We start from the raw sequence: 20,130 nt of genomic DNA, 5'->3' as shown, positions 1-20,130 counted from the left end.
AATAGTTTAAATTAAAATTAATAGCAAAAATATTGCTTTATATTTCTTTACTTAAGAGCTTTTTTGATAATATTTGAAAAATAAATTTAGATTATATTAAGGAATATTTATGTCAACTTTTAAGCTCTTTAGCGGTAGTGCCAATCCAGCCTTTGCAAAAAAGGTCGCTGATTATTTAGGAATGAAGGTTTCAGATGCAACTTTAACAAAATTTAGTGATGGAGAGATGTCTGTACAAATTACACAAAGTGTAAGAGGTCAAGATGTTTTTATAATACAACCAACATGTTCTCCAGCAAATGACAATTTAATGGAACTTTTAATTATGATTGATGCTCTAAAAAGATCAAGTGCAAAATCAATAAATGCTGTTATACCATATTATGGATATGCAAGACAAGATAGAAAAGCAGCTCCAAGAGTTCCAATTTCTGCAAAATTAGTAGCTGATTTACTTGAAGCAGCTGGAATACATAGAATAGTAACAATAGATCTTCACGCAGCACAAATTCAAGGTTTTTTCAATATTCCTGCTGATAATCTTTTTGGTTCAATTTTATTTGTAAACTACATAAAAAGTAAAAACCTAAAAAATCCAATTATTGCAAGTCCAGATATTGGTGGAGTTGCTAGAGCTAGAATGTATGCTGATAAGCTTGGATATGATTTAGTAATAGTTGATAAAAAAAGAGAAAAAGCAAATGAATCTCAAGTTATGAATATAATTGGTGATGTTGAAGGTAAAGATGTTATTTTAGTTGATGATATGGTTGATACAGCTGGAACTTTAGTAAAAGCAGCTGAAGTTTTAAAACAAAAAGGTGCTACAAGTGTTATGGCATGTTGTACACACGGTGTTTTAAGTGGTCCTGCTTATGAAAGGATTGCAAATGGTGTTTTAGATGAACTTGTAATCTCTGATACTATTCCTACAAAAGATAATGCAAAAAATATTACAGTTTTAACAGCTTCTTCAATAATTGGTGAAGCTATTAGAAGAATTTATAATAATGAATCTGTAAACTCAATTTTTAATGTTTAATTAATCTATAAAGTTAGAAGTAAATTACTTCTAACTTTTTATTTTATTACTTCGTATCCAGCTTCTTTTATACTATTTTCTAAAACTTCTGTTGATACTTCTTCTTTACAATTAATAGTAACCTCTTTTGTTGCTAAATCAACTTTTACATCACTAACTTGTTCTAAAGCATTAAGAGCTTTCTCAACTCTTCCACTACAATGTCCACAACTCATACCATCAACTTTTAAAACTTTTGTCATATTAACTCCTTTTATATTTTTATTTTCTACTAATTTAAGATTTTCATCTATTGTTGATTTAAAAAAGCTTAATCTTAAAGCATTTAAAACCACAGAAACACTACTTAAACTCATAGCAGCACCTGCAAACATTGGATTTAATTTCCATCCTAATAAAGAGTAAAAAACTCCTGCTGCTAATGGAATACCAATAATATTGTAAATAAATGCCCAAAATAGATTTTGCTTTATATTTTTAAGTGTTGCACTACTAAGTTCTATCGCCCTTACAACATCTAATAAATCATTTCTTACTAAAACAATATTTGCAGATTCTATTGCTATATCAGTTCCAGCACCGATTGCAATTGCTACATCTGCTCTTGCTAAAGCTGGTGCATCATTTATTCCATCTCCAACCATAGCAACTTTTTTACCATTTTCTTGAAGTTGTTTGATTACTTTATCTTTATCTTCTGGTAAAACTTCAGATATAAAGTTTTGTATATTCAACTCATTTGCTATTGCTTTTGCTGTTTTATGATTATCTCCTGTTAGCATTATTACTTCTAAATTCATCTTATAAAACTCTTCTATTGCTCTTTTACTTGTTGTTTTTACAACATCAGCAACAGCTATAAGTCCTAAGATTTTTTTATTATTAGAGATAAATATCGGTGTTTTACCACTACTTGCAAGTTTTTCACTTTTTTCAAAAAACTCTTCAAGCAAGATATTATTATTTTCAAGGAATTTTTTATTTCCTATAAATATAGTTTCATTTTCTATTTTGGCTTCAACTCCTAAACCATTTTGTGCTTTAAAATCTTCTACTTTTAAAAGCTCAATCTTTTCATCTTCTGCTTTTTTTATAATTGCATCAGCTAAAGGATGCTCTGAATTATTTTCAAGAGAATATGCTATTTGAAGAAGTCTTTTCTCATTTATTCCACTATTTACAATAATATCTGTAACTTTTGGTTTTCCTTCTGTTATTGTTCCTGTTTTATCTAAAACTATAGTATCTATTTTTTCTGCTATTTCTAAAGCTTCTGCATTTTTAATTAGAATACCATTTTGTGCACCTTTTCCAGTTCCTACCATAATTGCTGTTGGAGTTGCTAATCCTAAAGCACAAGGACAAGAGATAACCAAAATTGCAATTCCTATTCCAAGTGCAAACTCAAAATCATATCCAAGAAGCATCCAAGTAATAGTTGCTATTATTGAAATTAAAATAACAGTTGGTACAAAAATAGAGCTTATTTTATCTGCAAGTTTAGATATAGCTGCTTTTGATGAACTAGCCCCTTCTACTAGTTTTATAATTTGTGCTAAAACTGTATCTGAACCAATTTTGGTAACTTCAAATTTTATAGAACCATATTTATTTATACTAGCTCCAATAACTCTATCTCCTAGTTTTTTTGATACAGCTAAGCTCTCACCTGTAAGCATTGATTCATCTATTGATGTATTTCCAGATATAATAACTCCATCAGCAGGAATACTAGCTCCTGGCTTTACAATTACTATATCTTTTAATTTTAATTCATCAACTGATATTTCAACTTCTATATTATCTCTTAACACTAAAGCTTTTTTAGGAGCTAAATCCATAAGTTTATTTATAGCTTCAGAAGTTTTACCTTTTGCTTTTGCCTCAAGATATTTTCCAAAAGTTATCAAAGTTAAAACAATAGCTGCACTTTCAAAATATAGATCCATTGAATATTTATGAAGCATATTTAAATCATTAATTCCTAAAGCAAAGCCTATTTTATATATTGCAAAAATTCCATAAAGCATAGCTGCACCTGTTCCAATCGCTATTAACGAGTCCATATTAGGAGAAGCTTTAAAAAGTGTTTTAAATCCTACTTTATAATACTTTATATTTATAAAAACAATTGGAATAGCCAATAAAAACTGAGTAAATGCAAATGTTATTGCATTTTTCTCTCCAAGAAAATATGATGGTAGTGACCAATTTAACATATGCCCCATTGCTATATAAAAAAGTGGAACAGCAAAAATCAAAGATATAATTAATCTATTTTTCAATTCATCCATTTCATTTTGTGCAATACTATCTTTTTTTTCTATTTTTTTATTTTCAATTTGAGCTAATATAGCTTCATATCCAGCATCTTCTACTGTTTTAATAATTTTCTCATCATTTAATTTTGTATCATCATATTTAACAATCATACTATTAGAAAGTAAATTTACATTAACTTCACTTATTCCATCAAGCTTTTTAATACTTCTATCAACAGCATTTGAACAAGCGCTACAAGTCATACCTCTAATATCAAATTTTTGTGATTTCATTTTTAGCCTTTATTTATCAAGAATTTTTGATAATATTTTTGTGATCTCATCAATCTTTTCACTACTATTTCCACTATTTACAGCTTCTAAAACACAGCTATTCATATGTTGCTTTAAAATTAACATATTTGATTTTTTTACCAAAGATGAAACTGCTAAAATTTGGTTTGAGATATCAATACAATATCTTCCATCTTCGAGCATTTTTATGACAGCTTCAATTTGCCCTTTTGCAATTTTTAATGTCTGTAAAGCTTTCTTTTTATCTTCATTCACTTAAGACTCCTAGACTATTTTTGTAATCCCCCTCTAGGGGATAAGGATTGTAAATATTAGCAAAGATAAGTTTAATCAAAAATAAAAGAGAAAAAACTTTAAACAAAAATTACATTTTTTTAGATATAATCGCAATATTTTAGAAAAAAGATTAAATTATTAGGAAAAAAAATTGCAAAAAAATATTAGAAACTTTAGTATTATTGCACATATTGATCATGGAAAATCAACTTTAGCAGATAGAATTATTCAAGAGTGTGGAGGAATTAGCGATAGAGAAATGACTTCACAAGTTATGGATAATATGGATATAGAAAAAGAAAGAGGAATTACAATAAAAGCTCAAAGTGTAAGATTAAATTACAATCTTAATGGGCAAAAATATGTTTTAAACCTTATTGATACTCCAGGTCACGTGGATTTTTCTTATGAAGTTAGTCGTTCTTTGGCATCTTCTGAAGGAGCATTACTGATTGTTGATTCAACTCAAGGTGTTGAAGCACAAACTATTGCAAATGTTTATATAGCTATGGATAATGATTTAGAACTTCTTCCTGTTGTAAATAAAATAGATTTACCTAGTGCTGATCCAATGCGTGTTTTAGGAGAAGTTGAAGATGCTATTGGACTTGATTGTACAGAACACAATTTAATAAGTGCAAAAACTGGTCTTGGTGTAAAAGATCTGATTGAATCAATTATAAAAAGAATCCCTGCTCCAACTGGAGATGAAGAAGCCCCTACAAAAGCACTGATTTATGACTCTTGGTTTGATAACTACTTAGGAGCTTTGGCTCTTGTAAGAGTATATGAAGGAAGTATAAAAAAAGGGCAACTTCTTCGTATGATGAATACAAAGGTTGAGCATCCTGTTCTAAATCTTATGTATCCTCATCCACTAAAAAGAGAAGATACAAATGAGATAAAAACAGGTGAAATTGGAATTGTTGTTTTAGGTCTTAAAACTTTAGATGGAATAGCTGTTGGAGATACAATGACTGATGCAAAGGTTCCAACAAAAGAAGCTATTGATGGATTTGAACCAGCAAAACCATTTGTTTTTGCTGGACTTTATCCAATAGAAACTGATAAGTTTGAAGATTTAAGAGAGGCTTTGAATAAACTAAAATTAAATGACTCTTCAATCTCTTTTGAACCAGAAAGTTCAATGGCACTTGGAAGTGGATTTAGAACAGGTTTTTTAGGAATGCTTCATATGGAAGTAATAAAAGAGAGATTAGAGCGAGAGTTTGATTTAGATTTAATAGCAACTGCTCCAACTGTTGTTTATGAAGTTTTAAAAAAAGATGGAGAAAAATTAGTTATTCAAAATCCAAGCGAACTTCCTGAACCAAACTATATAGAGACAATTTTTGAACCTTATGTAAAGTCTACAATTTTAGTTCCTGATGAGTTTTTGGGAAATGTTATAAAACTTTTAAATGACAAAAGAGGAATTCAATTAAAAATGGATTATATAGGTGCTAGAGTTCTTTTAGAGTATGATATTCCTATGAATGAAATTGTTATGGATTTTTATGATAAATTAAAATCAACTACAAAAGGTTATGCATCTTTTGATTATGAACCAATTGGATTTAGAGAAGGTGATTTAAAGAAACTGGATGTAAGAGTTGCTGGAGAAGTTGTTGATGCACTTTCTATTATTGTTCCTGAAGATAGATCTGTTTCAAGAGGAAGAGAGTTTGTAAAAGCTTTAAAAGAGTTAATTCCTAGACAACTTTTTGAAGTTGCAGTTCAAGCTAGTATTGGAAATACAATAATTGCTAGAGAAACTGTAAAATCTATGGGGAAAAATGTAACTGCAAAGTGTTATGGTGGAGATATTACAAGAAAAAGAAAACTTCTTGAAAAACAAAAAGCTGGTAAAAAAAGAATGAAATCTATTGGAAAAGTAAATGTTCCTCAAGAGGCTTTTATGGCTGTTTTAAAAATATAAAAGAGTAGTTTAAAAAACTACTCTTTATTTGGATTTTCTATTCTTTTAAATTTTTTTAACTCTTTTTCATCTATTAGTGATTTATCTTTAATCTTAATACTTTTATCATCTATTTTATTTAAACCTTTACTGTCAAGTTTTGTTGAACTATTTAGTTTATTTTTAGATTTCAAGTAACAATTAGCAGATTTATTGCTTATATCAACTTGAATATGATAAGAGTAATCTGGAGAAACTTTATCTAAAAAACTTGCTTCACAACTGTATATACCTTTTGTTTTTAAATCTTCAATTTTTATACTCAAATCATTTAAGCTAGTTATATATTTTTCATCTAAAGATAGAGAAAATCTATCCAAATCATTATTTTTTGAAGATATATCTCCTGTTATTACTACATAGTTTATTGTAGATTTTTTATCTCTTATCTCTTTTTTACTTACTATTTTTGCAAAATAGTTACTGTTTTCAGATATATTTGAAAAAATTTTTACAAAACTATCTTTTGTAGAATTTGCCAACATAGGATAAATAAACCCTAATCCTATTAAAATAACAATTTTAAAAGTTAAAGAACTTCTGTTTTTTTTGAATAAATTAAGCATATTTTGTCTCCTTTTGTATTTGATTGTAATTTTCTTCTAAAGTAAGAGTATTTTGATAAAAAATTTGATACATAGCTCTTGTTTCAATAGATAAAGCAGAGTTTACACTAGCATTTTTATAACTATTCTTTAAATTATCAATAAAATTTTTATAATCCTTTATCTCCCAATTATTATAATCTTTTATAAGATTTTCTGGATTTTCAAAATCTTTATATTTCTCTTTTTCTAGTTTATTTAACTCTTTTATCATATTGTCAATTATATGCTTAGGAAGTTGTCCATAGCCTTGATTATCATTGAAACCTAAAGCACTATTTATTGCATCTAAATATGCCATTCTATCTTTATCATTTTGAATATTTTTAACTGTTTCATATAGTGCTTTATTAAAACTATGATTATTTGTTTTTTCAGATGACAAATAAGTACCAATGCTAGAAAGCAAATAAGGTGGGAAATCATCTTTTGAAGTTGGATTGTCTTCATTGTAGTTTTTAGCAAAATTTACCATATCTGAAAAAACTTGAATTTGCTCATAGCTTAATCTTTTCATCTCATTCGCAGAAAATACTCCATCTTCTAAAATATTTTTAAAAAGTGCTTCATCTTCTTCTGATAAAGATGAAAATTTACCTTTTCTCTCTAAATACTCTATCATTTTTGAAGTAGGTTTTTTTGTATTTTCTTCATTTTCAAGATTTATATCAAAAGAGTTTGAGCTACTATTTTTATTTACACTATTTGAATTTTGATTATAGCAATAATATGTAGTTTGGTTATTTTGTATTTGCATATTTTCCCCTAAAAATAAAATATTTTTTATATTACACAATTTTAAGTTAATTAAATATAAAATAAAACTTAAATTCAACACAAGGAAATGGTATGAAAAGATTATTTTTAATTTTCTTAGTTTTTACAACATTTAATTCAATTTTAAATGCAGCCCAGTATGAACACTATACAAAATGTCCATACTGGGAATATGGTCAAATTGTATATTATAATGGTGTTCAACAAAATGTAAATGGTTCTACTCCACCACTTGAATTTTGTTGGGATGCTACAAGAATTGAAGGTCTAGGTCTAGTTTCTATAGATGGGGTTCTTTATGAAAGTCCTTATGAAAATCTAATAACAAATGAAACACTCTTTTTTTGGTTTGGTAATAAAGTATATTATACATATGGAGAAGATTATGTAGGTTTAGTAGTAAAAATTGTAGTTATGGGATATGAACAAAAAGCTCCTATCGTATGGTTAAATTCAGTATCTGGAACTCTTGTATCTCAAAAAGATTTCACAAGTCCTAGTGGAAATGTTTTTAATGGAAGAGAATATACATTTTTTATAAGAAAAATGCCTCTTAGTCAATATACAGGAGATATTTTTGAACTAAAAATGGATGGTGAATTAAAAGTATATAGTGGAAGCAATACAAGCATTTTAAAAGATTCTGTTTACATAAACTAAACTTTAATTTGTACAATATATATAAGAAAGAATAGTTTTAAATTACTCTTTCTTTTAAAAGTCAAATATTTTTTGTATTTGATTATAATTTCTTTGCAAATCTTCATAATATGGCAACTGTTTTAAAAGATTATATCTTCCATCTTGCGATATAGCTGGATTTGAAATATCTTTTCTTAGTTGAAATAGAGTTTTATCAATAAAACTTCCATAGTCAATTATTTCCCAATTTTTAAGCTCTTTTATCAAGTTTTCCATTATCTCATCTTTATTTGGAAAATCTTTATATTTCTCTTTTTCAAAAGCAATTCTCTCTGCTATCTCTTCATCTATTGATTTTTCAAAAGGAAGCCTAGGTCTGTTGTATCCTAGTTTTGCTTTTAAATCAAGTGAAAAAAGAGTTCTTTGTGTTTCATCATCTTTGTTTTTAAGAGTTTCAAAAATAGCTTTATTAAGATTTTTATCATTTGATACATTTGCTTTATGAAAAACATCAAAACCTTTTATAAAAAAAGTTTCACTATTTAAATCTTTAAAAAGTTGATTTAGCTTTGCCATTTGTTCATAGCTAAGATTTTTCGCTTCACTTGTTGAAATCTTATCATCTTCAAGAATAGCTCGAAAAAATGCCTCATCTTCTTTTGTTAAAGATGAAAAACCACCTTGCTTATCTATAAAATTTATTAAATCTTTAGTTAAAAAAACTGCATCTTCTTTTGCTGTTTTTGTATCTACTACAAAATTACTATAAGAGTTTTCTTCTTCTAGCTTTTTATTTTTATTTTGGTATAGAAGATTTTGATTTTGGTTATTTTGTATTTGCATATTTTCCCCTAAAATTTATTAAATGCCTTAATTATAAACAGATTTATCTAAAAATAATCTTTATTTGATAGAATGTTTATGCAAACTTTACACAAAGGAAACAAAATGAAAAAAAGATTTTTATCTTTATTACAAGGCTTATTCTTATTTTTAGGAATTAATCTAAATGCCTTTACATATAATATTGTAAATGGCGACCAAATGCTAGGAGCTGTTGAGAATATCTCAGATTTTACACCTTTTCAAAATAAGTGTGTAAATTTTATCTATTATATAGATTTTCCAAATGGTGAACAATACTATGTCCGTAATATAAATGCTGTTGTTTCAGGTTATCCACTTTTAACTCAACTAAATAAAGGGCAAGGATTTATTTTAAATGCAAGTGGAAGTTGTAGTGTAACTTTAAGTACTCAAGATGAGATAATATTTAAGGGACTTACATATAAAACAATAACTTCTCAACAAACAGGAAGAATTTGGCTAGATAGAAATCTAGGAGCTACCAAAGTTTGTGATAAATATAGATATGAATTTTCTTCCAACTTAGATTATGCAAATTCACAAAGAGCTTGTTTTGGAGATTATTATCAGTGGGGAAGAAAAACAGATGGACATCAAATAGTTACAAGTACTACAACAGCTACTCTACAAAATCTTACAAATACAAATAGTCTATTTTCTTATAATGATAACCCTAGATATGATTGGGTTCCAAATACATCTGATACTTATGGAAATAATAGGCGTAGTTTTTGGAATTTAGATACAGGAGCAAATGATGCTATTTGCCCACCTAATTTTAGAGTTCCAACAGTTAGTGAGTGGGCAGATGAAGCCTTAGACTACTATACAGTAACTAATATAATGAAAATTCCATATAGTGGATATAGGATTTGGAATAATGGCTCTCTTATAGTAGAGGGGGATTATACAAAACTTTGGACACAAACTCCTTATGATAATTTAGGGGCAAAAGCTCTTACGTATTCAAATTCATATTTAGGAGTAGGAAATTCTGAAAGCTATGAAAGAAGAGCTACTGGAATGCCTGTAAGATGTATAAAAAAACAATAAAGGAATACTAATGTTTATTAGTATTAATAATTTATTTTAAGGAAAAAATATGGAAATACAAAACAATCAAAATCTATACAATACCTACCATAAAAATAGAGAAAAACTAGATGTTTTACCAATAGAAGCTTTTAAAATAGATAAAAATAATATTGCAGGAAACAAAGACAACCCAAATAATATAGAAACAAAACCATATGTAACTGCATCAAATAGTAGATTTGCTTATGTAATAAAAAGTGGTATAGATAAAGACACACCAGTATATGACCATTTTATCAATCTAGGAGAACAGCAAATAGAGTTTATTGAAACCAAAGGTAAATATTTAGACCCAAATGGCTATTCTTGGTATCAAAGTAGCAAAATAGCAACCTATGGAAACTTATATGAAGAAGCAAAAGGTTTTGAGAATTTTGTAGATAACTTAATGAAACAAGGTTATGGAGAGTGGGACGCTTTAGGTAGAGCAGCAACTTATGCAAAGGCTGGGTTGCTTGATTATGGAAAACAAAAAGCAATTCCAATTTATCCTTTGGCTTATGATGATAAAAAACAGCACGGCTTCCATCTAATAGATAATCCACCACTTAAAAAAGCTTTTTTAGAAACTTTAAATAGTTTAGATAATGTTACAGCTGCACAATTAGTAGATAGTTTCTTTGAAGATTTTCCAAATAAAGTTCCAACAGCTTTTCAAGAGTTGCTAAGTCAATTTGGAATAAAACTTGAAGAACTAAAAGAAACTCAACCAGAAGAAGAACGAAGTAAATTTACTTTTACAGGTGATATAAATATCAATGACAAAATGTCTTTAGAGTATCAAAATTTTATTTTTGATACTTTGATAGGTTTTTTTAAAGATAGAGTAGTATTTTTAGAAGAATTTGAAGAAAAAGAACCAGATGCAAGACTAGAAAATCTAAGAAATGCTTACGATATTTTGATAGAAAATTTCAAGAAAAATACAAAAGAGTACAACGAAACTAAAAATATTTTAAATCAGTATATGAGATAGTTAGCTTATCATATTATTCAAAAGGAGTAGAAAATGAAATGCACCTCTTGTGATAAACTATCTTTTTATATTATTTGCAAAACTTGTCAAAAACAACTTCTTGCTCCAAACTTTTATAAAAAAGAGTTAGTTAAAGATTTTTTTGTCTACTCTTTTTATGATTACAAAGATTTGGAAGATTTAATCCAAAGTAAATATCACTTTTATGGAGATAGAGTTTTTAATATCTTAGGAAAACTTAGCTTTGCTAAATTTGCTTCAAACTTTACTTTTACCCACCCTATTTTGGCTATTCCAATAGATGATCACACAAGACACGATTTTTCTCAAACTGCAATTTTGGCAAAACATTTAAAAAGTTCTTTTATAAAACCCGTTTTCAACACTTTAAAAGCCACAAATATTGTAAAATATGCTGGAAAGAATCTAGAATTTAGACAAAAAAATCCAAGAAAATTTACTTATAGTGGAGTAAAAAATTGTGATGTAATTTTAGTTGATGATGTTATTACAACTGGAACAACTATTTTGGAAGCAAAAAAAATACTAAAAAAACAAGGGATAAATGTGCTTTTTGCTATTACTCTTTGTTGTTTTTTATCTTAAGTTTATTTTGTTTTTTTATAATCTTTTCAATTAAATCATCAACAATTTTTATCTTATTCTTCAAAGACTCTTTATCCTCTTTTACAAACTCTTTATTTGATATATTCTCTTTTATTTCAGCTCTTTTTACTCTTAATTTTTCTAAAGCTTCTTCCAAAGCTCTCTCTTCATTTTTATTCTCTTGAAAAAACTCTTTGACATTTTTCAGAAATTTTTTAAGCTTCATCTTCATCTTCCTCTATTAAAATACTATCTTCTACATATAAAGATATAGTTAATTTTATTAATTCTTGAGATAATAGTATAGCAAAAGAAATATCTTTTATTATCTTTGTAGATACATTTGCATCAATTTTTTTCTCATCTATTAACTTTTTTACTCTTTGAGTTGTCAAACTATCCAAAGAATTAAGTTTTTGTTGAAGTGTTTTTATTTTAAAAATTTTATCTAAATCATCAAAAGTTTTATTACTTATAATATTTTCTATCTCTTTTATACAAATTGTCAATATTTCTCTTAAATATATGTACTCATTTTTTATAGCTTCTCTATAAAAATTTGATTCATCTATTTTCTTATTTATATTTCTAATATTTTTTAATAAAGAGTATATTTTTTTTGTAATTATTTTTTGCTTATCAATTATTTTTAAATCATTTTCACTTATTCCTTTATTTGCAAAACTTAAAAAATCTAAAATCTCATCATGCAATACCCTTAATCTATCTTTATAAATTTTATCAATCTTATGGTTTTGCGGAGATTTTGATTTATTATTATTCTTGTACCAATATAAATCTTCATCATTTATTTGAAGTAAATGCTTAGAAGCTTTTAAGAAATTCTCATACAAAATTATATTCTCTTTTTTAACTCCAACAACAATAGACTTTGAACTCTCTAGAGATGAAGAGTCAAGGAATTCAAGTTTTGACCATGATTTTACTTTTGGAATAAACATTTTCTGAATCTTTTTTACAATCAATTTTAAAAATGGAATCATAATAATAACAGCACTCAAATTTAATATTGTAATAAATATTGATAATTTTATAGCATCACTTGTAATCTCAAAATAATTTGAAATTATCTCTATAAAATTAACTATTGGATAAAATAAAATTAGCCCAAAAAGTGTTGCAATAAGGTTTAATAAAAATTGTGCATAAGCCAATCTTTTTCCATTTGCATTTGAATTCAAAGCTCCTAAAACAGTTGTTGTTGTACTTCCGATTTTTCCACCAATAATTGCAGCAATAGCATTCAAATAAAATATCTGCCCACTTGCAAGAGCCACTAATACAATTGCAGTACTTGCAGAACTTGATTGAACAACAAAAGTCATAAGTGCACCAATTATAAAAAATATAAAAAGCCCTAAAAAACCATCAAATGAATATAAAGTTAAATCAACACTATCTTTTAATTCATAAAATCCATTTACCATATATGATATTCCTAAGAAAATGAATCCCAATCCTAAAAGAACATGACCTAAACCTTTAAATCTCTCTTTCTTTGAAAATCTGAAAAATATTCCAAAAACAATTATAGGCATAGCATAGTGAGAAATCTTAATTTTCAATCCAAACAAGGCAATAATCCATGCTGTTGTTGATGAACCTAAACTAGATCCTAAAAGTACATAAACTGCACTTTCTAAAGCTATTAAAGAAGCTCCTAAAAATGATATTATAATAACACTTGTCAAAGATGAACTTTGAACTATGGAACTTATTAAAAAACCATTTAAAATTGCTTTTGGCATACTATTTGTAAATTTTTCAAGAATTTTTTCTAAAAAACCACCAGAAAATAGTTTAAAACCATCTTCCATAAAAAACATTCCAACTAAAAATATAGATATTCCAGCAATAATCTCTTTTGCACTTTCATAACTAAGTACAAAATACGCTAATACCAAAAAAAGCAGAGGAAATAAAACTTTTTTTATCATACTTTTTTCCCTTAAAAATTTTATATATTATATTCTATCTATCCTAATTTCTTTAAACAATTAAAAAATTTTAACTAAATCAAATATCATATAGGATATACTTATATCTTTAAAAGGAAGTTAATGTTAGGAATAATTGACTACAATATGGGCAATCTAGCAAGTGTTTATAATGCTTGTTCAAAATTTACAAATGATTTAAAAATAGTAAAAAATCCAGATGAAATACAACAATTTGATAAACTCATTCTTCCAGGAGTTGGAGCTTTTAAAGATGCCATTGAGCATTTAGAAAAAAGTGGTTTAAAAGAAGAGATTATAAAATTTGCAAATAGTAAAAAACCTCTTCTTGGAATTTGTCTTGGAATGCAACTCTTGTTTGAAAGTAGTGAAGAGTTTGGAAATACAAATGGCTTAGCTTTGATTGAAGGTAAAGTTATTCAATTTGATAAAACTAAAATGAATAATTTAAAAGTTCCTCATATGGGATGGAATAAAGCAATAAATAAAAACAACCCTTTATTTAAAGATTTAGAAAATCCTTACTTATATTTTGTTCACTCTTTCCATGTTGTTACAAAAGATGATTATAGTATTTCAAAGACAAATTATGGATATAGTTTTACAAGTGCTGTAAATAAAGAGAATATTTTTGGTTTTCAAGCACATCCAGAAAAATCACATAAAAATGGTTTAAAAATTTTAGAAAATTTTATAAATTTATAGTTTAATTAAGGAGAAAATATGGATATTTTACCAGCAATAGATCTAAAAGATGGGAAAGCTGTAAGATTGAGTAAAGGGCTTATGGATAGTGCAAAAATCTATTCTGATGAACCTTGGATGGTAGCAAAAAGATTTGAAGAACTTGGAAGTAAATGGGTTCATATAGTTGATTTAAATGGAGCTTTTGAAGGAAAACCAGCAAATTTAGAACAGATAAAAAAGATTAGAGAAAATTGTAACTTAAAAATTGAGCTTGGTGGTGGAATTAGAGATGAAGAAACTATCAAAATGTATCTTGAACTTGGTGTTGATAGATTAATTCTTGGCTCTATTGCTGTAAAAGATCCTCAATTTGTGAAAGATATGGCAAAAAAGTATCCAATAGCTGTGGGAATTGATGCAATAAATGGAATGGTTGCTGTTGAAGGTTGGGCTGAAGTATCAAAAATGAAAGCAACTACTTTAGCAAAAGAGTTTGCAAATGCAGGTGTTGAAGCTATTATTTGTACAGATATTAGTAAAGATGGAATGCTTTGTGGTGTGAATGTAGAATTTACTGAAGAGATAGCTCTTTCAAGTAAATTATATACAATAGCAAGTGGTGGAGTAAAAGATATAAGTGATATTAAAGCTTGTAAAGAAAATGGAAACATTGGTGGGGTTATTGTAGGAAAAGCTTTTTATGAAGGATCTTTAGATTTAGAAGAGGCTTTTAAGATTTTATAAAACTAAATCAAAGATAAGTTAGATTAATCTAATTTATCTCTTTCTATACAAGCTTTTTCATATCCATTGTCACAAGACTTCTCAAACATATCTTTTGCTTTTTTGATATTCACTTTTACTCCTAGCCCTAGAAGATAGAATTTAGCAAGATAATATTGAGCAATAGAGTCTTCTTGAGCACTTGCTTTTTCATACCAATATAAAGCTTTTTTATAATTTTGTAAAGATTTATTTCCTTCATAATATATAAAAGCTAAAATATTTTGTGCTTCTAAATTACCTCGATTTGCTGAATTTGTAAAATAAAAAATAGCTTTCTTTAAATCTTTTTTTACCCATAATCCTTCATAATACATAAGTCCAAGATTATATTCAGCAAAAGAGTTTTTATATTTAGCATATTTAGAAAATATCTGAAATGCACTTTTATAATCTTTATCATTTAAAGCATAAACTCCATCATCTACACCTTTTGAAAAAGAGATTGTAATAAAAAATAAAAGTAAAAGAACTATTTTTTTCATATATCTCCTAAACTATTTATCATCTATATTCCAAAATATTCTTTTATCCAGTTTGTCTCTTCTTCATTTAACTGTATTCGTCTTTTTTCTTGTTTATAATCATCTAAAATAACTAATACTGTACCATCAAGTATTAGATATTTATCTGCCCAATCTTTTTCAATTTGATCAATTATATGAAATAGTTGAGAATTTGAACTCTCTTCAATCTCTCTTCCATCTTTAAAAACTATCTCAGAGTTATCTTCATCTATTTTTTTTATAGTATATGGAAAATGCTCTTGTAATATTTTATAAAGATTTTGATTTCTATTATCTTCTATTTTAATCTCTTTTTCTTCATTAATCAATAAAAATCCAATAATAATAACAATAAATATAGGTGCTAATACTAATAGAGTTTTTCTCATATTTATCCTTTATTCTTAAAAAAATCTTTTACTTTCTCTTCAAAAAACATCATTCTTTCTTTTCCTTTTGGCATAGTTTGCCTAAGCTCTTTTAACTCTTTTAAAAAGATATCTATTCCTTTTGGAAGAAGACTTTTTACATACTCTTTTAAACTCTTTGCAAAAGCTGGTGAACTACCATTTGTAGATATTGCAATAGTTAAATCTCCATCTTTTATATATGATGGAAATATAAAATCACAATATTGTTTTAAATCTACACAATTACAAAGTATTTTATAATCTCTTGTCTCAAAATAAATATCTGATTGTAAAGCAAAATCATCAATTGCTGCAATTACTATATCAAAATCTTTTATATCTCCTTTTTCGTACTCTTTTATAAAAAATTTTAGATTATTTTTATCTATTTCACTATTTATCTCTTCAGAAAATTCTTTTGCTATTAAAGTAATATTATTTGAAAAATTCAAAAGATGTTTTAGCTTTTCGAAAGCAACTTTTCCACCACCAACTATTAAAATTCTTTTATCATCAAACTTAAGAAAAGCAGGGAAATATGCCAAAATGTATCCTTTGAAAATATATATTATATTCTAACTAATTATTATTTATAGCTTCTTAATTTTTAAATGTAGTTCTCTTCATCAACTATTGTATAATGTAGCTCAAGTCCTTTAGAAGTAGCAACGAAACCATTTATATTTATTTTTCCATCATGTACCATTTTATGATGAAGCTTACAAAGTGGAATTAAATTATATTTATGATTAGCATTTATATGTCCAATAAATCCTTTTTCATCTGCTTTTGCTTGTTCTTTTATATGATGAACTTCATCACAAGCCCTTCCACAAATAGTACAAGTGCTTGTGTATAAATTGCTATTATATTTTGAACTTGTTTTTTGAGTAATTCTTTCTACTTTTGTATAATCATCTGATAATCTTTTCCTAATACTATTTGCAATATTTAAAAACTCATTATCCATATGCAATGATTTTGCAAACTCTAAGCCATATACAGATGAACCACTTCCAAAAGCTAGTTTTCTATTAAATATTAATTTATCCTCTTCATCTTGATAAAATACGGCTAGATGTAAACATATAATATTTTTTAACTCTTCAATCTCTTTTAATTTTGGTAGCTGGTGCAAATGTGTTGCAAATACGAAAAGAGCTTCAAGCTTTGCTAATTTTAAAATAGCACTTGCAACTATACTTAATCCACTTAATGTTTCTGTGCTATGACTTATTTCATCTCCTAAAATAAGTGATTTCTTATCTGCTCTATTAAAAATATTTTTTAAATCCATCATCTCAACAGCAAAACTTGATAAACCTTTAGCAATATTATCAGCTCCACTAATTCTTGTAAAAATAGAATCAAATATTGAAAATCTCATACTTTTACAAGGAACAAAAAAACCAGCTTGAGCTAAAATTACACTTATTCCAATTGCTTTCATAAGTGAAGATTTACCTGAACTGTTTATTCCAAAAAGTAAAACTCCATGCATTTTATTGCTTTGCAAAGTTATAGGATTTGAATTTTTAATTATAATATTATCTTTATACTCTTTTGAAGCATAAGACAATTCGCCCAAAATAATATCATTTGGAACATATATTCCCTTTTCTTCATTTGATTCTATAATTGGATGCCTTAGTTCAATAAGTTCTAAGAAGTTTTCATTCTCTTCAGTTTTTACTATTTTTGGGCAAGAGAAATTATATTTTTTTGATGTTTTAATATTTGAAACAGTAAGGTCAATCTCTGCAATAAAAAGAACTAATTCTTGAAGTAAATTTGCAAACTTATGTTCAAATTCTGCTATTTTTTCTTTAAATACAAGTTTATTTAATTCAACTATTTTTTTAAGATTATGTATATATTTATCAGAAACATCACTTGTCAAATCACAAAATATCTTTACATTATTTGTTTGTGTTTTTATAATAAAATCTTTAAATAGTAAAAGTTTATCATCTACAATCAAATGAGATTTTAGAAGTTCATCTTTTATTAAATTAAATCTATTTTTTGTAATTGAGATAAAAAATCCCTCTTTATCCAATCTATTTATTGTTACAAAACTATTTTCATCTGTTTTAAAAAAACTTGAAATATGCTCTTTTAAAATCTCTAATTTTGTAAAAAGTTCAATATTCTTTCTATTTAATTCATCTATCTTATGATTTATTCCACCTGATATCATATTTGTATCAATATCTTTTAACATAAATCTAGCACTTGTACTTAAATCAAAAGTAGAGTTTATAGATTCTATAAAAACCTCTATCTCTTTGCTACTGCAAGGAGGAGTTATAAACTTATAGTTTTCCATAAATTTTACAAGCTCTTTAATACTTAATAATGAATCAAAAAGGTAATTAAGCTCAAAAGGGTGAAGTCTATTTAGCTTTATTCTTCTTGTAAGTCTTTCAATATCATAGATATTTGCTAATTCATTTTCTATTGGATTGTGATAATCATAAAGCTCTTTTGAAAGATTATATCTTCTTAAAAGTTCTTTACTATCTTTTACAGGATTTGTAAGTCTCTCTTTTAAAAGTCTTTTCCCATTGCTGTTGCTGTATTGTTTATTAGTTTAATTAAACTTGGATTATGAGAACTATCAATTATATTTAACTGCTCTAAAGCATTATTCCCAAGATAGATATATTTACTTATATCAAGTCTATTTGGAGCTGATAGCTTTTGAATGATATTAGAATCATGTGCTATTATAAAATCTATCAAAATAGCTAAAGATTCACTACAAAGTGGTGTTCTTTCCATATCAAGATGCTCTATTGGAGTTAAAAGTGATTCTATATTAAATATATTTTTAAAAAGTTCATTTTGATATGAGATTTTTGGTCTATATGTTCTTATATGATAACTTTTCATAGATAGCTCTAAATAATCAACTATCTCTTTTGTATCAATATTTTTATCTGCAATAGTCAATATAACTTCACTTGTTTTATGTATATTCATATAGTTAAATACTTCATCTAAAGCAAAAAATTTATCTTCTAAAGTTCCAAAAATTTCGTTGTAATAGCATTTTCCAGTTGTTACATCAACAGCACTATATCCTAGAAAGTAGTTTCCTCTTATTTGATCAACTACCAAAGAAGTTATAAAATTTTCATCTTGATCAACTACAAAATCGAAATTTGTTCCTGGACTTACAACAACATCAAGATACCTGCTTACATTTGGTGGAACACCTTTTTGTCTTACTATTGCAATTGTATATTTTTGTTCAGCAATAATCCTTGCTAAATGTTTCTCAAATGAGATTGAAGGAACACCAGCCATTATTGGATTTTCTTTTGAATTTTCTAAGATATTTTTATTTTTTCTAGTGAGTTGTATATTTAGTAATTCAGCAATCTCTTTTGCTTTTCCTATTTGTTCTTTATCATTATTTACTTCATAAACTTCAAAAAAAGTTCCTATTTCCATCAGGACAAGTGCATTTTCACCATATCTTTCTTCAAATAACTTTTGAAGTTTAAAGTAAGTGATTGTTAGAAGTTCATTTCTATTTTTTAATAACTCTTCAAACTCTATTCTCACCTAGAACGAACTCCCGTCCAATCTCTTATTTTCTCTCTTTGCTCTTTTGTAAGTTGAGCATCTTTATGTGCCCACATATACGAAGGTAAAGGCATTGATGCATAAACTGTTCTATATATTGATTTTAATTTATCACTCTTTTCACTTGCTGTATAATCTTCCCATAAAGAGAAATTCAAAGCTTTTACACCTTCATTTGTATGATTTGCAATAACCCAAGAAAAAGGTGCAATATGCGAATACCAAGGGTAATTTATACTATTTGAATGACAATCATAACAAGCTTGTTTCAAAACTTGCATTGTCTCTAAATCAGTTTTTAACTCTTTTTTACTATTCTCAATATACTCAACTTTTTCAGGTCTAATAAACTGCATTAATCCAAATATTACTATTATAATTATAATTGCTCTTATCATTTAATACACCATATCATATAATCTTTTAATTTCACTATTGAAGATATTTAAAGATATATTTCTTCCATATCTTTTAAACTCTTTTTTATCAATCATTAAGATAATTGTAGGATTTGAAAATACTCCAAACTCTACATTTATATCTATTAAATTTTCTATAAATAGTGATTTTATTTTAGGAAAATTCTCTTTTAAACTATCTTCAATTTTTGGTCTTAAAACTTCACAAACTGAACAATTTTCTGCACCAAAATAGAGTAATATAAATCTATTTTCTTCTAAAAGAATTTTAATATCCTCTAATTTATTAACTCTAGTCATTTTATATCACAA

20 protein-coding genes and 1 pseudogene are annotated in these 20,130 nt (G+C 26.7%); 8 read left to right on the top strand and 13 right to left on the bottom strand.

The window, feature by feature from the left end; translation table 11 throughout:
• Window positions 1-109 precede the first annotated feature (109 nt).
• Window positions 110-1,042: a ribose-phosphate pyrophosphokinase gene (locus tag ATH_RS02305; RefSeq protein WP_066183187.1), complete on the top strand. Its 933-nt coding sequence runs from the start codon at window positions 110-112 to the stop codon at window positions 1,040-1,042.
• Window positions 1,043-1,080: 38 nt separating this feature from the next.
• Here ATH_RS02305 and ATH_RS02300 read toward each other — a convergent pair whose 3' ends face one another.
• Together ATH_RS02300 and ATH_RS02295 are read right to left on the bottom strand one after the other, a co-directional pair.
• A complete protein-coding gene (locus ATH_RS02300; protein WP_066183184.1) occupies window positions 1,081-3,597 on the bottom strand; it encodes a heavy metal translocating P-type ATPase in 2,517 nt (838 codons plus the stop codon).
• 9 nt (window positions 3,598-3,606) lie between these two features.
• The gene (locus ATH_RS02295; RefSeq protein ID WP_066183181.1) at window positions 3,607-3,873 is read right to left on the bottom strand and encodes a metal-sensing transcriptional repressor; all 267 of its coding nucleotides are present in this window, start codon (window positions 3,871-3,873) and stop codon (window positions 3,607-3,609) included.
• 172 nt (window positions 3,874-4,045) lie between these two features.
• Here ATH_RS02295 and lepA point away from each other — a divergent pair, with 172 nt between their 5' ends.
• A complete protein-coding gene (gene lepA, locus ATH_RS02290) occupies window positions 4,046-5,833 on the top strand; it encodes a translation elongation factor 4 (RefSeq protein ID WP_066183178.1) in 1,788 nt (595 codons plus the stop codon).
• Window positions 5,834-5,850: 17 nt separating this feature from the next.
• Here lepA and ATH_RS02285 read toward each other — a convergent pair whose 3' ends face one another.
• Both ATH_RS02285 and ATH_RS02280 read right to left on the bottom strand, forming a co-directional pair.
• Window positions 5,851-6,438, bottom strand: coding sequence for a hypothetical protein (locus ATH_RS02285; RefSeq protein ID WP_066183175.1), 588 nt, complete (start codon window positions 6,436-6,438; stop codon window positions 5,851-5,853).
• Window positions 6,431-7,234 carry a hypothetical protein gene (locus ATH_RS02280; RefSeq protein ID WP_066183170.1) on the bottom strand — a complete coding sequence of 268 codons (804 nt, stop codon included), beginning with the start codon at window positions 7,232-7,234 and terminating at the stop codon, window positions 6,431-6,433. The genes ATH_RS02285 and ATH_RS02280 overlap by 8 nt, the downstream gene beginning before the upstream one ends.
• Before the next feature lie 92 nt (window positions 7,235-7,326).
• Here ATH_RS02280 and ATH_RS02275 point away from each other — a divergent pair, with 92 nt between their 5' ends.
• Window positions 7,327-7,914, top strand: a complete 588-nt coding sequence (locus tag ATH_RS02275) for a hypothetical protein (protein WP_066183167.1) — start codon at window positions 7,327-7,329, stop codon at window positions 7,912-7,914.
• A 54-nt stretch (window positions 7,915-7,968) separates the two neighbouring features.
• Here ATH_RS02275 and ATH_RS02270 read toward each other — a convergent pair whose 3' ends face one another.
• Window positions 7,969-8,739 carry a hypothetical protein gene (locus tag ATH_RS02270; RefSeq protein ID WP_066183162.1) on the bottom strand — a complete coding sequence of 257 codons (771 nt, stop codon included), beginning with the start codon at window positions 8,737-8,739 and terminating at the stop codon, window positions 7,969-7,971.
• Between the two features lie 105 nt (window positions 8,740-8,844).
• Here ATH_RS02270 and ATH_RS02265 point away from each other — a divergent pair, with 105 nt between their 5' ends.
• The 3 genes from ATH_RS02265 to ATH_RS02255 are packed head-to-tail and all read left to right on the top strand — an operon-like array spanning window position 8,845 to window position 11,440.
• Window positions 8,845-9,816, top strand: coding sequence for a fibrobacter succinogenes major paralogous domain-containing protein (locus tag ATH_RS02265; RefSeq protein WP_066183158.1), 972 nt, complete (start codon window positions 8,845-8,847; stop codon window positions 9,814-9,816).
• A gap of 49 nt (window positions 9,817-9,865) precedes the next feature.
• Complete coding sequence (locus tag ATH_RS02260; protein ID WP_066183156.1) at window positions 9,866-10,834, top strand: hypothetical protein; 969 nt, start codon at window positions 9,866-9,868, stop codon at window positions 10,832-10,834.
• Between the two features lie 33 nt (window positions 10,835-10,867).
• Window positions 10,868-11,440 (top strand): ComF family protein, encoded by a 573-nt coding sequence (locus ATH_RS02255; RefSeq protein ID WP_066183153.1) that lies wholly within the window; start codon window positions 10,868-10,870, stop codon window positions 11,438-11,440.
• Here ATH_RS02255 and ATH_RS02250 read toward each other — a convergent pair.
• Both ATH_RS02250 and ATH_RS02245 read right to left on the bottom strand, forming a co-directional pair.
• Window positions 11,415-11,666 carry a hypothetical protein gene (locus ATH_RS02250; RefSeq protein ID WP_066183150.1) on the bottom strand — a complete coding sequence of 84 codons (252 nt, stop codon included), beginning with the start codon at window positions 11,664-11,666 and terminating at the stop codon, window positions 11,415-11,417. The genes ATH_RS02255 and ATH_RS02250 overlap by 26 nt on opposite strands.
• Window positions 11,656-13,398 carry a Na/Pi cotransporter family protein gene (locus ATH_RS02245; RefSeq protein WP_066183146.1) on the bottom strand — a complete coding sequence of 581 codons (1,743 nt, stop codon included), beginning with the start codon at window positions 13,396-13,398 and terminating at the stop codon, window positions 11,656-11,658. The genes ATH_RS02250 and ATH_RS02245 overlap by 11 nt, the downstream gene beginning before the upstream one ends.
• A 123-nt stretch (window positions 13,399-13,521) precedes the next feature.
• On the opposite strand from ATH_RS02245, the gene hisH reads away from it, so the two are divergent.
• Window positions 13,522-14,124 carry an imidazole glycerol phosphate synthase subunit HisH gene (gene hisH, locus ATH_RS02240; RefSeq protein WP_066183143.1) on the top strand — a complete coding sequence of 201 codons (603 nt, stop codon included), beginning with the start codon at window positions 13,522-13,524 and terminating at the stop codon, window positions 14,122-14,124.
• Window positions 14,125-14,142: 18 nt separating this feature from the next.
• Entirely contained in the window at window positions 14,143-14,850 is a 708-nt protein-coding gene (hisA, locus tag ATH_RS02235) for a 1-(5-phosphoribosyl)-5-[(5-phosphoribosylamino)methylideneamino]imidazole-4-carboxamide isomerase (RefSeq protein ID WP_066183140.1), read from the top strand.
• 23 nt (window positions 14,851-14,873) lie between these two features.
• Here hisA and ATH_RS02230 read toward each other — a convergent pair whose 3' ends face one another.
• From ATH_RS02230 to ATH_RS02205, 6 genes and pseudogenes are all read right to left on the bottom strand, one after another.
• Window positions 14,874-15,374 (bottom strand): tetratricopeptide repeat protein, encoded by a 501-nt coding sequence (locus ATH_RS02230; protein WP_066183137.1) that lies wholly within the window; start codon window positions 15,372-15,374, stop codon window positions 14,874-14,876.
• A gap of 23 nt (window positions 15,375-15,397) precedes the next feature.
• On the bottom strand, window positions 15,398-15,784 hold the full coding sequence (locus tag ATH_RS02225; RefSeq protein WP_066183133.1) for a hypothetical protein: 387 nt from the start codon (window positions 15,782-15,784) through the stop codon (window positions 15,398-15,400).
• A 2-nt stretch (window positions 15,785-15,786) separates the two neighbouring features.
• Entirely contained in the window at window positions 15,787-16,350 is a 564-nt protein-coding gene (locus ATH_RS02220; protein WP_066183130.1) for a precorrin-2 dehydrogenase/sirohydrochlorin ferrochelatase family protein, read from the bottom strand.
• A 62-nt stretch (window positions 16,351-16,412) separates the two neighbouring features.
• Window positions 16,413-19,378: pseudogene (locus ATH_RS10065) on the bottom strand (MutS-related protein).
• Window positions 19,375-19,797: a heme-binding domain-containing protein gene (locus ATH_RS02210; protein ID WP_066176695.1), complete on the bottom strand. Its 423-nt coding sequence runs from the start codon at window positions 19,795-19,797 to the stop codon at window positions 19,375-19,377. Before ATH_RS02210 ends, ATH_RS10065 begins: the two are co-directional and overlap by 4 nt.
• Window positions 19,798-20,118 (bottom strand): thioredoxin family protein, encoded by a 321-nt coding sequence (locus tag ATH_RS02205; RefSeq protein WP_066176694.1) that lies wholly within the window; start codon window positions 20,116-20,118, stop codon window positions 19,798-19,800.
• Window positions 20,119-20,130: the final 12 nt, after the last annotated feature.

Origin of the sequence: Aliarcobacter thereius LMG 24486 (assembly GCF_004214815.1) — a bacterium.
Lineage (GTDB): Bacteria > Campylobacterota > Campylobacteria > Campylobacterales > Arcobacteraceae > Aliarcobacter > Aliarcobacter thereius.
Note: the sequence above shows the minus strand (reverse complement) of the source record. Positions and strands in the feature narration are given on the sequence as shown.

Bases quoted from the DNA above. Each gene is read 5' to 3' on its own strand.
- ATH_RS02305 (WP_066183187.1), top strand. From the start codon at position 110: ATGTCAACTTTTAAGCTCTTTAGCGGTAGTGCCAATCCAGCCTTTGCA.
- ATH_RS02300 (WP_066183184.1), bottom strand. From the start codon at position 3,597: ATGAAATCACAAAAATTTGATATTAGAGGTATGACTTGTAGCGCTTGT.
- ATH_RS02285 (WP_066183175.1), bottom strand. From the start codon at position 6,438: ATGCTTAATTTATTCAAAAAAAACAGAAGTTCTTTAACTTTTAAAATT.
- ATH_RS02280 (WP_066183170.1), bottom strand. From the start codon at position 7,234: ATGCAAATACAAAATAACCAAACTACATATTATTGCTATAATCAAAAT.
- ATH_RS02275 (WP_066183167.1), top strand. From the start codon at position 7,327: ATGAAAAGATTATTTTTAATTTTCTTAGTTTTTACAACATTTAATTCA.
- ATH_RS02270 (WP_066183162.1), bottom strand. From the start codon at position 8,739: ATGCAAATACAAAATAACCAAAATCAAAATCTTCTATACCAAAATAAA.
- ATH_RS02265 (WP_066183158.1), top strand. From the start codon at position 8,845: ATGAAAAAAAGATTTTTATCTTTATTACAAGGCTTATTCTTATTTTTA.
- ATH_RS02260 (WP_066183156.1), top strand. From the start codon at position 9,866: ATGGAAATACAAAACAATCAAAATCTATACAATACCTACCATAAAAAT.
- ATH_RS02255 (WP_066183153.1), top strand. From the start codon at position 10,868: ATGAAATGCACCTCTTGTGATAAACTATCTTTTTATATTATTTGCAAA.
- ATH_RS02250 (WP_066183150.1), bottom strand. From the start codon at position 11,666: ATGAAGCTTAAAAAATTTCTGAAAAATGTCAAAGAGTTTTTTCAAGAG.
- ATH_RS02245 (WP_066183146.1), bottom strand. From the start codon at position 13,398: ATGATAAAAAAAGTTTTATTTCCTCTGCTTTTTTTGGTATTAGCGTAT.
- hisH (WP_066183143.1), top strand. From the start codon at position 13,522: ATGTTAGGAATAATTGACTACAATATGGGCAATCTAGCAAGTGTTTAT.
- hisA (WP_066183140.1), top strand. From the start codon at position 14,143: ATGGATATTTTACCAGCAATAGATCTAAAAGATGGGAAAGCTGTAAGA.
- ATH_RS02230 (WP_066183137.1), bottom strand. From the start codon at position 15,374: ATGAAAAAAATAGTTCTTTTACTTTTATTTTTTATTACAATCTCTTTT.
- ATH_RS02225 (WP_066183133.1), bottom strand. From the start codon at position 15,784: ATGAGAAAAACTCTATTAGTATTAGCACCTATATTTATTGTTATTATT.
- ATH_RS02210 (WP_066176695.1), bottom strand. From the start codon at position 19,797: ATGATAAGAGCAATTATAATTATAATAGTAATATTTGGATTAATGCAG.
- ATH_RS02205 (WP_066176694.1), bottom strand. From the start codon at position 20,118: ATGACTAGAGTTAATAAATTAGAGGATATTAAAATTCTTTTAGAAGAA.